We start from the raw sequence: 14,832 nt of genomic DNA on the forward strand, positions 1-14,832 counted from the left end.
CATCGAGGGCGCGTTGTGGGACGTCGGCCGCAACGGGTACAGTTGGGCGTGTACGCCGGTGACGGACGACGTCACGGTGCGGTATTTGGACTTCTACACGCAGTACCTCTACCCCAGCAACGCGCACTATCGCGGCCACGGTTTTCCGTTGCGTTGCCTCTCGGAATAAACAGGGCTCGACCTACTTCTCTTTGGCCCAGCCTCTGGCCCTTTCGACCGCCCGATGCCAGTCCGCCAGCAGCCGTTCCGCCTCCGGTTCCGGAATGAGCGGTGCGAAAGCCCGATCCAGCTTCCAGAGCTGTTGCAACTCGTCCAGCCCCTTCCAGTAACCCACCGCCAACCCCGCCAGAAACGCCGCTCCCATCGCCGTAGACTCCAGCGTCAGAGGCCGCAGGATATTCTCCCGCGAGATATCCGCCTGAAACTGCATCAGGAAATTGTTCGCCACCGCGCCCCCGTCCACCCGCATCTCACGAGCCAGCGAACCCACGTCGCTCTCCATCGCCCCCAGAATGTCGTACACCTCGTAGGCGATCCCTTCGAGCGCCGCCCGCGCCAAGTAGGCCGACGTCGTGCCCCGCGTGATCCCCACGATCGTGCCCCGCGCATACTGATCCCAGTAGGGCGCCCCCAGCCCCGTCAGAGCCGGGACGAAGTAGACCCCGCCATTGTCCGGCACCGACTCCGCCAGCTCCTCCGTCTCGGCCGACGACTTCACCACATGCACCGCGTCCCGCAGCCACTGGATCACGGCCCCGCCCACAAAGGCGCTCCCCTCCAGCGCATAGGTCACCCGGCCGCCGATCCGCCACGCGATGGTCGTCAGGAGGCGGTTCTTCGACGCCACCGCCTGTTCGCCCGTGTTCGCCATCATGAAACACCCCGTCCCGTAAGTGGTCTTGACCATCCCCGGCTCGGTGCAGAGCTGTCCGAACAGAGCCGCCTGCTGGTCGCCTGCGATGCCCGAGATCGGAATCTTGGTCGAAAAGAGCGTCGTGGCCGTGTCGCAATAGATTTCGCTGCTGTCGCGCACCGTCGGGAGCATCGATTCCGGAATGTCGAACAGCTCCAGCAGCTCCCGATCCCATGCTAAGGTGTGGATGTTGAAGAGCATCGTCCGCGAGGCGTTGCTCACGTCGGTGACGTGCACCCGACCGCGGGTGAACTTCCAGACGATCCAGCTGTCCACGGTTCCGAAACAGAGTTTTCCCTTTTCGGCCCGCTCGCGGGCGCCTTCGACGTGGTCGAGGATCCACTTGATTTTCGTGGCCGAGAAGTAGGCGTCGAGCATCAGGCCGGTTTTGGCCCGAATCGTTTCGGCCCGTCCCTCGCGTTTGAGGAGCTCGCAGTAGTCGGCCGTGCGCCGATCCTGCCACACGATGGCGTTGTAGATGGGCAGCGAGGTCTCGCGATCCCACACGATGGTGGTTTCGCGTTGGTTGGTGATCCCGATGCAGGCGATGTCGAGCCCCGTGAGGTCGGCTTTGGCAACGGCTTCGGCGGCGACGGAGGACTGGGTGTACCAGATCTCGCTGGGGTCGTGCTCGACCCATCCGGGCCGCGGGAAGATCTGTTCGAAGGGCTTCTGGGCGGAGGCTACGATGTTCCCGGCGTGGTCGACGATGATCGCGCGCGAGGAGGTGGTTCCCTGGTCCAGGGCCAAAATGTATTTCTGTGTCAGTTCGGTTGCCATGATGAATTTGTGTATGTGTCTTCGTTCTTCGGGTTTGAGGGGACTGTTCTTTCTGTGAACAGAAAGAACCAAAGAAACTTTAGAGGATGCTCACGCATCCTAAAGCTACCGGCGGTCCAACTCTCGGACTTTCTTTGGGCCGGGAGTTGTAGCGCGCTTAATGCAATCACAACCTTTGGCGCGCTACAACCCCGACCCAAAAGCAATCGCAGAGATTAAGGACTGCGGAGCCTAAGGAGTAGCGTAGCTAACTAAAAGTTTACCTTAAGGTTTCCTCCTTGCGCCTCGGCCATTCAAGTAAACTTGATGGCAACTCGGCTGCTACGTCGGTTTTGGTGCCGCTTTTTCCAAAAAGCGGCAGTTCTGTCCGGCTCAAAGCACGGGTACACCAAAAACGAAAATTCGGTTATTTCAGCAGATAGCCCTCCGCCAGTGCCGTGAACGCCTCGACCTGTTCCTGCTGCCAGTGCTCGTCGCGGCTCAGCTCCGTAGCCATCAGGGCCGCCACCCTCGGAGCCATTGCCATCGCCGCCCGGGCATCCAGCAGCAACATCCGGAGCCTGCGCGCCAGCACATCCTCCACCGTCACCGCCATCTCCTCGCGCACCGCCCAGACTGCCTCCGCCCCCGTGTAAGGATAGTCCGGGTGGAGCCGTTCGGCCAGCTCCGGTCGCTCGTTCGCCAACGCCCGCACCTTCGGTTCGTCCGAGCCGTAGAAGTAGAACGGCGCTTCGAAATCCGTCGGCCCGTGGTAGCCGTGGATCGGGTAGTGAGCCGTCATGCACTCCCGCGGCGGCAGCAAATTCAGCGCGATCGCCCGGTCGACCGTGTCCTGCGCCATCTTGCGATACGTCGTCCACTTGCCCCCCGTGATGGTGATGAGGTTCGACGGCGAGACGATGATCTTGTGGCTGCGCGATATCTCTTTCGTGCTTTTGCCCTCCTCTTTCGGCGCCGCCAGCGGTCGGAGCCCCGCAAAGACCGACAGCACGTCCTCCCGTGTGGGTTTGCGCGTCAGGTAGCGGCCCGCCGTGTCGAGGATGAACCGAATCTCCTCGTCCAACGCTCTGGGTTCCAGTTCGGGGTGTTCGCGGAGCGTGTCCGTCGTCCCCACGATCACCCGGTCGTGCCACGGCACGGCGAACAGCACCCGTCCGTCGTCCGTCCGGGGGATCATCACGGCGTTCGTCCCGCCGAGGAACGAGCGATCCAGCACGAGGTGAATTCCCTGGCTGGGCCGAACGATCGGCCGGTCTTCCGGGTTGTCCATCAGCAGGATCGAATCGACGAAGACCCCCGTCGCATTGATCACCGTCCGGCTCCGCATCTCGTGCGTTTCGCCCGTCAGTCGGTCTTCGACCCGCACCCCGTCGACTGTGCCGTCCGCCTTTTTGAGCAGCCCTGTCACCCGAGCGTAGTTCATGACGAAACCGCCGGCGTCCATGGCGGTCTGGGCCAGATTGACGGCCATCCGCGCGTCGTCGAACTGCCCGTCGTGGTAGAGCACGCCGCCCCGGAGCCCTTCGGCCCGGAGGCCGGGGATGAGTTCGAGGGTGGTTTTCCGCTTCTTGGGCAGCGATTTGCCGAGTCCCAGCCGCCCGGCCATCAGGTCGTAGAGGGTGAGTCCGATGGTGTAGAACGGTTTTTCCCACCACCGGTAACACGGGATGACGAAGGCTTCGTTTTTGACCAGATGGGGGGCGTTTCGTTGCAGGAGTCCGCGCTCTTTGAGGGCTTCGAGGACGAGTCCGACGTCTCCCTGAGCCAGATAGCGCACTCCGCCGTGCACTAATTTGGTGCTTCGGCTGGAGGTTCCTTTGGCGAAGTCCTCCTGTTCGAAGAGGAGGGTGCTGAATCCGCGGGTGGCGGCGTCGACGGCGATTCCGAGCCCGGTTGCTCCTCCGCCGATCACGATGGTGTCCCAGATGCGTTCCCGGTCTGCGAGCGCCCGGATGCTATTTTGTCGGTTCATGGTGCGAACGTGTTGATTTCGGAGGGACAAGCAGCAAATTCTGCGCCAGAATGCTCGAGCGTCTTGACGAGGCGGCGCGCGAACGAAGGTTGGGTTGAGGCGGCCTTGGGGTAGAGGCTGCCACAGCGAAACGTAGTTTCGCCCGTCCACGGGACGTGGGGCCCGCGCGGCCCGAGCGCAGTACCCTCCTGTAGCCAAAGCCGCGCCCCGCCTAAAGAAGCGATTCAACTATTTCGGCGTGAGCCGAATATAGATGAATCGCGCAAGGCGCGCGAAAAAAGAACAACGCGCGAAAAACACGATTCCGCGCAAAAATCCGTCGCCCGCCCACTTAAAGAGGGATTTCGCTCATTTTGCGACAGCAAAATCGAGATGAAATCCCAGCGGGCGACGGTAAACGCGGCGGAGCGAAAGCGGAGCCGCAGTGAGGCGAACACGGGGCGGAGAGCTGGGGCGAGCTTTGGGCTGCAACTGTTCTTCGGGCGCGAAAACCGGCTACGGTTTTCGCGCCGCGCCGGGCCGAGCTTCTGCGACCCTTTAGGGTCGCGCGCGCCGAAGCCTCCGACCGCGGAGGGACGCACAGCGTCTTTTGCTGCCAGCCTCTACCCTAAACCCCGCAGGCTTCGTCCGCTTGAACTGAGGACGAATCTTGTGGAATGGGGCGGTGAATGGTGTATTGCTCTTGCGATCCAAAGGGGCGATAGGCCGAACCCGACAAAATGTGGTGATAAACGGGTAGTGCTTGGGCGAGCTTTTGCGACTCGCAGAGTCGCGCAGTTCGCCGCCACCCCATGCGGCGGGCTGCAACTCGACGGAGCTCGTTGCACTCACCGCTGGCGGCGACCAGCTTTAACCAAGAGCGAATAGCGCGATTTCGTGAGGAATCGCCGTCCTCAGGGAGGGCGACGCATTAGCGGCGCGGGGGAGGCGCGCCGAGGACGAACTTTCAAGAATTGGGGCGGTTGAATGGGTTGTGCTTTTGCGGTTCATAGAACCGCCGTCCTCGGCGAGAGCGACGCATTAGCGGCGCGTGGGGGCGCGCCGAGGACGAACCTCGAGAATGGGGGCAGAGAATGGGCTGTGCTTTGGGGCGGGTCGGACGCCCGGGCGGAACGCAACGAACATCGTGAGTTTGCGGGCCTCCCGAGGGGGAGGCGTCCGGCCCGCGCGGCTCTGCGAGCCGCAGGGATTCAACTCAAAACGCAAATAGGAGTGACTCCAGCCCCTTACCCACCGCGGGCCCGCGGTTTTATTCCGAGAGGCACCGCAACTGAAAACCGTGGGCGCGTGTATCCGCGTTGCCGGGATTAAGGCCCTGTGCACGGAACAGCATGTCCAGACTGCCCTCCTCGAAGGATGTGGACGACCAGTTGAAACCGTGGTTGGCAACGCTATTCAGCGCGCCCGAATTGCTGAGGCGGTAGCCCGGGACGCGCCACTCTCCCCGTTTATTCCGAGAGGCAACGCAACTGAAGACCGTAGGCACGAAAATCCGCACTGCTGGTGCCAAGATTCTGTAAGCCGAAAATCAGATATAGACTATTCGTTTCGCTCGTTCCCGAAGACCAGTTGTAGCCGCTGCTCCCGCTGCTGCGCAGCGCGCCGAATCCGTTCAATAAACCCGCATCGCGGAAGCCCGGGGCGGAGCCGTTGGAACGCTTTACGCCGGGTGACCGCCGCGCAGATAAAAAAACGCTCCGCGCGCCCGTGGTACGATTTTGGATAGGAAGAGATCCAAAAACCAGGTTATGAGAACCGCCCTGTATATCCTGTTGGGAAGTGCCACCCTGTTGATCTTCGTAGTGCTCGGCATCGAGCGCTGGATCGGCGTCCGCTTGCGTCGTGCGGCCGAGAAAGCCCTCGCCGAGCGCACCGGCGGAGCCGTAGAGCTCGCCGTCGGTCGTGTCGGCGTCAGCCTGTGGCGTCGTACCGTCACCGTGTACGACGTGACCCTGCGGAGCGACACCTCGCGGCTGGAATCCCTTCTGCCCGGCGTCGAAGCCATCGAAGCCGAGATATCCCGAATCGTCCTCCGAAACGTGCGTTTTCGGTTCGGAAAAGCGACTCCCGGCCGACCCAAATACCTCTCCTTGCGGGCCGTCGAGATACACGCTCCCCGTATCCTCTGTACCGTGAACGGCTCCCGTCCGGCCGATTCGACGGGAACCGACCTCGCGTCACGCATTCGGGAGGCGATTTGCGACTGTTTGGGAAATCTCTCCGTCGAGCGGGTCGTGTTGCACCACGGCGAAGCCCAGGTCGTCGAACCCGGCCACAATCGTTATGCGGCCAAAGGTGTGACGGTCGAAGCCGGCGGGTTGCGCATCGCGCCCGAGCTGCCGGTCGAATCGCGTCCTTTCTTTTGCGACGACCTGCGGATCGCGGCTCAGAAAGCCTCCGTTCATTTCTTAGTGACCGCCCAACTGCTGGAGGCTGGGCCGATCGACCTGAACGTGCGTGCCGGTCGTCTTTCGTTGAAGAACATCCGTCTGGTGCCTCAGTACGGCAAGGCGGACTATGCCTGGAAGACCGAGCATCATACCGATTGGACGCTGGTGCTGGCTTCGGGCGTCGAGGCCGAAGGGGCGGATTTCGGTCGTTGGTGGCGCGAGGGGAGTGTGGCGGTCGAGCGGATCGCCGTGCGTGATGCCGAGGTGGCCAACTTCAAAAACCGGCGCATCGTCCGTCAGGAACGGTTCAAACCCTTGTGGCACGAGATGATCCACCGGCTGCCGTTCGGGCTGGAAGTCGGCATGGTCGAGATCGTGAATGCGCGGGTGGTTTACGAGGAGTTGGCGGCGACCGGAACGACTCCGGGGCGCATCTCGTTCGACGATCTGAACGGAGCGTTGCGGGGGTTGACCAACCGGCCCTCCGACCCCGACTCGATGTACATTCTGACGGCATCGGGCAAGGTGATGAATACGGGTCAGTTGCGTGTTGTGATTCGTATTCCGGCCCATCCGGAAAACGATCGGTTCGAGGCCGAAGGGACGTTGGGGCCGATGAATCTCGACCTGTTCAATCGGATTTTGCAGCCGTTGGCCGATGCGGGCGTGCGGACGGGGCGTCTGGAGGGCCTCTCCTTTTCGATTGCGGGCGACAGTCGCACGGCACAGGCGACGGTGAAGATGCGTTATGCGGATTTGTCGGTTCGGCTGTTGCGTCGTGACGGCGAGGGTCGTCGGCATGAGCGGAAATGGGTTTCCGGGTTTGTCAATTTGCTGGTCATCCGTTCCGCGAATCCGGATCGAAAAGGGTTCCGGACGCCTCGTCGGTCGGTCGAACGCGACCCGTTGCGTTCGCAGTTCAACTACCTGTGGCGAGGGCTGTTGGGCGGTATCAAAGAGTCTGTCGGCCTTCCTGAATCTCCGTCCGGTTCCGGCTCGAAGAAGTAGGGTTTAGGGCCGCGGGCGGACAGAGAATTGGGCGAAGATTTGGGCCGAGGCTGCCCGGTTGCATAGGGGTAGAGGCTGCCATTAAACCACCCGAAGGGTGCGCCCGCCCGGCGGACGCGTTCGCGCCACGGCGGGCGGCCTTTATTACTAAAGTAACCGCGCGCCGTGGCCTAAAGAGGGAAATCGTCAAAATGCGCTTGCGCGTTTTGACAGGATTTCCCCCGGCGCGCGAAAAATTTCGATCTCGCGCAAAAATCCGTCGCCCGCCCGCCGAAGAAGGCATATTCTGCCGGTTGGCACGTGGCCAATCCGGCAAGAATTGCCGCGGGCGATGGCAAAATGCGGCGGAGCGATAGCGGAACCGCAGTGAGGCGGACACGGGGCGGAGAATTGGGCCGTGAGTTGGGCTGAACTGTTGGCCGAGCTTCTGCGGCTCGTAGAGCCGCGCGGGCCGAAGCCTCCGCCAGCGGAGGCCCGCAACTGACGTTGCTTTTGGGCTCCGCAGGCTTCAGCCCGTCCAAGAGAGTAGGGTAGCCCAGCCTCTTGCCCACCGCGTGCCTCTCGGCACCGTTTATTCCGAGAGGCAACGCAACTGAAAACCGCAGGCACGGTGATAGGCGCTGCTGGGATAGAGACTCGCCACCCCGAAATTCAAATACACCCCATTGCTGTCGTTCACCGACGGCGAATAGTAAAACCCGCCATTGCCGATGCTCCACAATGCTCCCTCGCTGCTGCCGCGGTAGCCTGGGGGTGTCGCCGGGCCGCTTCGGTTTCAAGTAGGGGCAGAGGCTGCCGGTTATTGGGGTAGATACGACCAGTAAAACACCCTGTGGGTGCCCGTTTATTCCGAGAGGCAACGCAACTGGAAACCGAGCGCACGTGGATCCGCATAACTCGTGTAGAACCAAGCCACGTTGAAACTTAAACCCCACCCACGGTTGCCCTTTGTAGAAGAAGACCAGCTACAACTGCCGAACCCGACATCGTTCAGTGCGCCCGTCGTATAGCGGTTGCCCGGGGCGCGCCCACAGGGCGCTTTACCGGCCGCCTCGGCCCTAATAAACACCGACCCTGATAAAACTGTTTCTCCCCCTCAATAGAGCAGACCTTTCAACCCATAAATACCGGAGCCTATGTCACCCTTTATGGCCGAACTCGTCGGCACCGCACTGATGATTTTATTGGGCAATGGCGTCGTCGCCAACGTCCTCCTGCCCCGCACCAAAGGGAACCGCGGCGGATGGATCGTCATTACCACCGGCTGGGCCCTCGCCGTCTTCGTCGGCGTCGTCGTCGCCGGCCCCTTCAGCGGCGCACACCTCAACCCCGCCGTCAGCCTCGGCTTCGCCCTCGCCGGACAGTTCGCCTGGAGCGCCCTGCCCGCCTATGTGGCCGCCCAGCTGCTCGGCGCCGCCCTCGGAGCGACCCTCGTGTGGGTCTTCTATAACGCCCACCTGCGCATCTGCGAAGACCCGGCCACCCTGCTCGCCGTCTTCTGCACCGCGCCCGCCCTCCCGCGTCGCGCACTGAACTTCGCCAGCGAACTGATCGCCACCTTTGTCCTGATTTTCGCCATCTTTTACATCACCGACGGCAGCCTCTTCGTTCCGACCGACGGAACCACCCTCCCCGTGGGACTCGGTTCCGTCGGCGCCCTGCCCGTCGCCTTTATCGTCTGGGTCATCGGCCTTTCGCTCGGCGGCACCACCGGATACGCCATCAACCCCGTCCGCGACTTCGCCCCCCGCCTGATGCACGCCCTGTTGCCCATGGGGCCCGCAAAGGGGAGCAGCCAGTGGGGTTACGCCTGGATTCCCGTCGTGGCCCCTCTGTGCGGATCGACGCTCGCCGCCCTGCTCTTTTTGCTGATCTGAACCCGGAAAAATGCGTACCTTAGCGGTACTTATGGAACCGGATATTTTTAAAGCCGCCCGGCAGCTCGCCCAGAAGGTCGCAGACTGGCGGCACGAGATTCATCGCCACGCCGAACTCTCGTTCGAAGAACACCGCACCTCGGCGCTCATTCGCCGTGTGCTCGACACGTACGGCATTCCGTATCGCGAGGTGGCCGGAACTGGCGTTCTGGCCCGGATCGACGGTCGGACGGCCGATCCCGACCGCCCGGTCGTGCTGCGGGCCGATATGGACGCCCTGCCGATCACCGAGACGACCGGACTGCCGTTTGCCTGTCCGGACGGGGTGATGCACGCCTGCGGACACGACCTCCACACGGCGGCTCTGCTGGGGGCGCTGGTGCTGTTGCAGGAGCGTCGCGAGGCGTTCGACGGGACGGTGCTGGGGCTGTTCCAGCCGGGCGAAGAGCTTTGGCCGGGAGGGGCTTCGGTGGTGTTGAAAGAGGGAGTCTTCGACGGGCTCGAACCGCGGGCTTTTATCGGCGGTCACGTTTCGCCGGAGCTGAAAGTCGGACAGATCGGCGTGCGGGCAGGGACTTTCATGGCTTCGACCGACGAGATTCGCATCGTGGTGGAGGGACACGGCGGACACGGAGCGTTGCCTCACGAGCTCAGCGACCCGGTGTTGGCGGCGTCGGCCATGATCGTGGCGATGCAGCAGATCGTCAGCCGGAACAGCTATGCGTTTACGCCGTCGGTGTTGTCGTTCGGGCGGGTGATCGCGGATGGGGCGACGAACGTGATTCCCGACCGGGTCGAGGTCGAGGGGACGTTCCGGACGATGGACGAGGCGTGGCGCACGCGGGCGCACGACCGGATCCGCGAGGTGGCGCTCCGCACGGTCGAGGCTTACGGCTGTACGGCGGAGGTCGAGTTGATGGTGGGTTATCCGTGTGTGGAGAATGACGCCCGTCTGGCGGCGCTGGCCCGGGAGACGATTGCCGAAACGTTCGGCTCTGAGGCGGTGACCGAGATTCCGCGGCGGATGACGGCCGAAGATTTCGGTTTTTATTCGGTGCGTTATCCGTCTGTGTTTTTTCGGTGGGGGGTCGAGAGTTCGGCTCCGCTGCACCATGCGGCATTCGTGGCGGACGAGCGGGCGATTCCGTACGGTGTGGCGATGCTGGCGGCGACGGCTCTGTCGGTGCTGCGGGCGGAAGGGTAGGGGGCTTGGCGTAGCGCTTTGGGAGGTTGCGGGCGTTTCTGCTTTCTGCTTAGGGTAGTTCCAGCCGGTTGTTTCGGGTAGAGGCTGCCAGATACTTAGGGTAGTTCCAGCCATCTTTCTAGTGCCGAGCGGCACCGTTTATTCCGAGAGGAATCGCCGTCCTCGGCGAGGGCGACGCTTTAGCGGCGCGTGGGGGGCGCGCCGAGGACGAACTTCGCAGAATGGAGATGGGCGACAGCCGCTCTCGACATTTTAGCCGATAAATGGGATATTGTTTTGGTGGGGTCGGACGCCCGGGAGCACGCAGTGAGCTTGCGAACGTTGCGGGCCTCCCGAGGGGGAGGCGTCCGGCCCGCGCGGTTCTTCGAACCGCAGAAATTCAATCCAAATTAGGGTAGAGGCTGCCCGGTTCGAGTGCCTCTCGTCCCCGTTTATTCCGAGAGGCAACGCAATTGACGACCGTGGGCACAGGCGCTCAGGTTGTCCGGAACAAGAATGTTCGAGGTGAAGTGCAGGTACAAACCGTGGCTATAGGACTCCATGTTACGGGCCGCTGACGCCCAACTGTAGCCGTAGTCGCCGACTCCGCCGAACCAACCTCCTGCGTGGTGGCAGTAGCCCGGGGCGGGAACCGCGCCCATAGGGCGTCTTATTGGCAGCTTTTACCCGAATTTGTCGATTTCGGGCTGCGTGCTTCGGGGGTGGGCTGGCGGTTCTGCGAATTGCGCTATTCGCTCTTGGTTTTGTCGGGTCGAAGCCTGCGGGGCCCAAAACGAGCATCGTGAGTTGCGGGCCTCCGCGGTCGGAGGCTTCGGCCCGCGCGACCCTTTAGGGTCGCAAGAATCAGCTCAAAGCTCCGCCCCGTGTTCGCCTCACTGCGGCTCCGCTTTCGCTCCGCCGCGTTTTCCGTCGCCCGCGGCAATTCAGCCTAAGTTGGCCAAGTGCCAACCGGCAGAATATGCCCTTTAGGCGGGCGGGCGACGGAAGTTCGCGCGCCGTTCTTTGTCCGCGCGCTGGCGGAAATCTTATTCAAACGCGCACCACGCGTTTGAATGATTTCCTTTTCCAGCAGTCGCGCGCGGTCGAGCTTTGACCCGGATGAAACTGCCCTGCGCGGGCGGCGTCCGGGTGACCCCGGCGGGACGGAGCGATACTACGTATCGCTTAATCAATTTTGCCCAGTTCTTTAATGCGCGCCTTACGCGATTCATTCTATTTCGGCTCGCTGCCGAAATGATTGAATCGCTTTTTTAGGCGGCGGCGCACGGTCGAGCTTTGTCCCGGATAGAACTGCCCTGCGCGGGCGGTGCCTCCCGGCCTCGGAATGGGCCACCTCAGCCCGACTCCTCGTCCCGTTCTCTGTTCGCGCAGGCTCTGCCTGCTCGGGATTACCCCCAACCGCACCTGCAACAGTTTTTGATAACTCTTAAACAAAAAAACTCATGGCCCTTATCCGCCCCCTGAACGGCACCTCGCCCCGATTGGGAGAAAACTGTTTTCTGGCCGAAACCGCCGTCCTGATCGGCGACGTCACCCTCGGCGACCACTGCTCCGTCTGGTACGGAGCCGTCCTGCGCGGCGACGTCAATCCCATCCGGCTCGGCAACCGCGTCAATATCCAGGACGGCGCCGTGCTCCACACCCTGCACAGACGTTCCGTCGTCGAGATCGGCGACGACGTCTCCGTCGGACACAACGCCGTCGTCCACGGCGCCAGAGTCGAACACGACTGCCTGATCGGGATGGGCGCCACCCTGCTCGACAACGCCGTCGTGCACAGCGGAACCATTATTGCCGCCGGCGCCCTCGTGCTGAGCGGACAGGAGTGCGAACCCGGCAGCGTCTACGCCGGCGTCCCCGCCCGCAGAGTCAAGACCCTGACCCCCGAAGAGCAGCACCGCATGATCCACCTCAACGCCGAACACTACCTCACCTACGCCTCGTGGTACACCGCTGGCGGAGAATAGCCTCGGGTTACTCTGCTTGCAGATATGCCGGAAAAACCCTATATTTGCAAGTTACCGAGAAAAACACGCGCAGTATGAGCGAAGAAGAAGTAAAGACACAGAACAACGGAGAATATTCGGCCAGCAGCATCCAGGTGCTGGAGGGGTTGGAAGCGGTGCGCAAGCGGCCTTCCATGTACATCGGGGATACCGGCGAGAAGGGGTTGCACCATCTGGTTTACGAAGTCGTGGACAACTCCATCGACGAAGCGATGGCCGGGTATTGCACCACCATCGACGTGACCATCAACGAGGATAACTCGATCACCGTGAGCGACGACGGGCGCGGGATTCCGACCGACTACCATCCCAAGGAGAAGAAATCCGCCTTGGAAGTCGTGCTCACCGTTTTGCACGCCGGGGGGAAGTTCGACAAAGGATCGTATAAAGTTTCGGGGGGGCTGCACGGCGTGGGGGTATCGTGCGTGAACGCCTTGTCGACCGATCTCGAAGCCGTTGTGCACCGGCAGGGCAAAATCTTCAGGCAGTGTTTCAGCAAAGGGGTGCCGCAGGGCGATATCGAAGTGATCGGGACGACGGATCGCACCGGGACGACCATTACGTTTAAGCCCGACGGCGAGATTTTTACCCAGACCACGACCTATAATTACGATACCCTGAACTCGCGGCTGCGCGAGCTGGCCTATCTCAACAAAGGGATTCGGCTCAACCTCACCGACAAACGCGACAAGGACGAGGAGACGGGTGAATACCGGCACGACAACTACTACTCCCAGGAGGGGCTCAAGGAGTTCGTCAAGTTCCTCGACGGGACGCGCGAACCGCTGATCGAACACACCATCCACATCGCCGGCGAACGCGACGGGGTGCCGATCGAGGTCGCTTTGCAGTACAATACGGGCTTCAGCGAGAATGTGCACACCTACGTGAACAACATCAACACCATCGAAGGGGGGACGCACCTGACGGGTTTCCGTCGCGGGCTGACGCGGACGCTGAAGAAATATGCCGAGGACAGCGGGATGCTGGCCAAACTCAAATTCGAGATCAGCGGAGATGACTTCCGCGAGGGGCTGACCGCGATCATCTCGGTCAAGGTGGCCGAACCGCAGTTTGAGGGGCAGACCAAGACCAAACTCGGGAACTCGGAGGTCTCGGGGGCGGTGGACAATGCCGTTTCGGCGGCCCTGACCAACTACCTGGAAGAGAATCCGAAGGATGCCAAAGCGATTGTGCAGAAGGTGATTCTGGCTGCGACGGCGCGGACGGCGGCGCGCAAGGCGCGGGACATGGTGCAGCGCAAGACGGTGCTGTCGGGGGCGGGTTTGCCGGGGAAACTGGCCGACTGCTCGTCGCGGGACATGACCCAGACCGAGATCTTCCTCGTCGAAGGGGACTCGGCAGGCGGGACGGCGAAGCAGGGCCGGGATCGTGCTTTTCAGGCCATTCTGCCGCTGCGCGGTAAGATTCTGAACGTCGAAAAGGCCACCGACCACAAGATGTACGACAGCGAGGAGATCAAGAACATCTTCACCGCGCTGGGCGTGACGGTGGGGACGGAGGAGGATAGCAAGGCGTTGAACCTGAGCAGGTTGCGGTACGGCAAGGTGATTATCATGACCGATGCCGACGTGGACGGGAGCCACATTGCGACCTTGATTATGACCTTCTTCTTCCGCCGGATGCCGGACATTATCCAGAACGGTCACTTGTATATCGCCACTCCGCCGCTCTACCTGGTGAAGAAGGGGCCGAAACAGCAGTATTGCTGGACGGAGGAGCAGCGTTTGGCAGCTGTCGAAGAGTTCGGCAGCAAGGGGGTGCATATCCAGCGGTATAAGGGGTTGGGTGAGATGGACGCCGAGCAGCTGTGGGAGACAACGATGAATCCGGCTGGCCGGACGCTGCGTCAGGTGACCATCGAGAATGCGACGGAAGCCGATCGTATTTTCTCGATGCTGATGGGAGACGACGTGCCGCCCCGGCGCGAGTTCATCGAGCGGAACGCCCGGTATGCCAAGATCGATGCCTGATGTAGGGTGAAGGCGAAGGTCTGGTGCTTTGGATCGATCAATTGCCATTGGGATCGGCTCGCAGTTGCGAGTCGATCCCAATTTTTTGTAGGGGTAGTTGCGGTGTAGACCTGACGGGAGTTGTGTCTGCGTGCAGTTTTAGGGGTCTAAAGCTAGCCCGCGCGCGGACGAAGAATGGGGTAGAGGCTGCCCTTTGCCCACCGCGGGCACGCGGGGCCTGCCCGGCCCGAGGGCAGTTTCAGGCGGGACAAAGCTCGATCCGCGCGCGATCGCTGAAGTAGGAAATCATTCAAACGCGTGATTCGCGTTTTGACAAGATTTCCCCCGGCGCGCATTGAAGAACTGGGCCGAACTGATTAAGCGATACGTAGTATCGCTCCGTCCCGCCGGGGCGCCCATCGGGCGTTTTGTTAGGGTTGTCTTTGCCTTATTAGCCGTCCGCCGCCCGCGCAGGGCAGTTTCATCCAGGTCAAAGCTCTCCCGCGCGCGACTGCTGGAGTAGGAAATCATTCAAACGCATGATTTGCGTTTGAATAAGATTTCCGCCCGCGGGCGGCCTTTATTACTTAAAAGTAACCGCGCGCCCTGCCTAAAGAAGCGATTCAACTATTTCGGCGTGAGCCGAATATAGATGAATCGCGCAAGGCGCGCGAAAAAATCGACTTTGCGCAAAAACCCCCGTCGCCCG

11 protein-coding genes are annotated in these 14,832 nt (G+C 61.9%); 5 read left to right on the top strand and 6 right to left on the bottom strand.

The features are described from left to right. Positions 1-181: 181 nt before the first annotated feature. From glpK to ACTO3O_RS05305, 3 genes are all read right to left on the bottom strand, one after another. Positions 182-1,693, bottom strand: coding sequence for a glycerol kinase GlpK (gene glpK / locus ACTO3O_RS05295; protein ID WP_297832881.1), 1,512 nt, complete (start codon positions 1,691-1,693; stop codon positions 182-184). A 406-nt stretch (positions 1,694-2,099) separates the two neighbouring features. After that, on the bottom strand, positions 2,100-3,665 hold the full coding sequence (locus tag ACTO3O_RS05300) for a glycerol-3-phosphate dehydrogenase/oxidase (protein ID WP_297832904.1): 1,566 nt from the start codon (positions 3,663-3,665) through the stop codon (positions 2,100-2,102). Positions 3,666-5,113: 1,448 nt separating this feature from the next. Continuing rightward, complete coding sequence (locus ACTO3O_RS05305; RefSeq protein WP_294594850.1) at positions 5,114-5,281, bottom strand: hypothetical protein; 168 nt, start codon at positions 5,279-5,281, stop codon at positions 5,114-5,116. Between the two features lie 132 nt (positions 5,282-5,413). Here ACTO3O_RS05305 and ACTO3O_RS05310 point away from each other — a divergent pair, with 132 nt between their 5' ends. Beyond that, positions 5,414-7,063, top strand: a complete 1,650-nt coding sequence (locus ACTO3O_RS05310) for an AsmA family protein (RefSeq protein ID WP_297832263.1) — start codon at positions 5,414-5,416, stop codon at positions 7,061-7,063. 571 nt (positions 7,064-7,634) lie between these two features. On the opposite strand, the gene ACTO3O_RS05315 is transcribed toward ACTO3O_RS05310, so the two are convergent. Both ACTO3O_RS05315 and ACTO3O_RS05320 read right to left on the bottom strand, forming a co-directional pair. Beyond that, entirely contained in the window at positions 7,635-7,784 is a 150-nt protein-coding gene (locus ACTO3O_RS05315; protein WP_297624134.1) for a hypothetical protein, read from the bottom strand. A gap of 123 nt (positions 7,785-7,907) precedes the next feature. Continuing rightward, the gene (locus ACTO3O_RS05320) at positions 7,908-8,132 is read right to left on the bottom strand and encodes a hypothetical protein (protein ID WP_298081229.1); all 225 of its coding nucleotides are present in this window, start codon (positions 8,130-8,132) and stop codon (positions 7,908-7,910) included. 67 nt (positions 8,133-8,199) lie between these two features. On the opposite strand from ACTO3O_RS05320, the gene ACTO3O_RS05325 reads away from it, so the two are divergent. Next, entirely contained in the window at positions 8,200-8,940 is a 741-nt protein-coding gene (locus ACTO3O_RS05325; protein WP_294593559.1) for an MIP/aquaporin family protein, read from the top strand. Positions 8,941-8,971: 31 nt separating this feature from the next. Next, positions 8,972-10,144 carry a M20 metallopeptidase family protein gene (locus tag ACTO3O_RS05330; protein ID WP_297832267.1) on the top strand — a complete coding sequence of 391 codons (1,173 nt, stop codon included), beginning with the start codon at positions 8,972-8,974 and terminating at the stop codon, positions 10,142-10,144. Between the two features lie 431 nt (positions 10,145-10,575). On the opposite strand, the gene ACTO3O_RS05335 is transcribed toward ACTO3O_RS05330, so the two are convergent. Further along, positions 10,576-10,785, bottom strand: a complete 210-nt coding sequence (locus ACTO3O_RS05335; protein WP_294593555.1) for a hypothetical protein — start codon at positions 10,783-10,785, stop codon at positions 10,576-10,578. An 801-nt stretch (positions 10,786-11,586) separates the two neighbouring features. On the opposite strand from ACTO3O_RS05335, the gene ACTO3O_RS05340 reads away from it, so the two are divergent. Both ACTO3O_RS05340 and gyrB read left to right on the top strand, forming a co-directional pair. Next, positions 11,587-12,111 (top strand): gamma carbonic anhydrase family protein, encoded by a 525-nt coding sequence (locus ACTO3O_RS05340; protein ID WP_297832821.1) that lies wholly within the window; start codon positions 11,587-11,589, stop codon positions 12,109-12,111. A gap of 74 nt (positions 12,112-12,185) precedes the next feature. Continuing rightward, positions 12,186-14,144, top strand: coding sequence for a DNA topoisomerase (ATP-hydrolyzing) subunit B (gene gyrB / locus ACTO3O_RS05345; RefSeq protein WP_297832818.1), 1,959 nt, complete (start codon positions 12,186-12,188; stop codon positions 14,142-14,144). Positions 14,145-14,832 lie beyond the last annotated feature (688 nt).

It is taken from the genome of Rikenella sp., assembly GCF_056799795.1.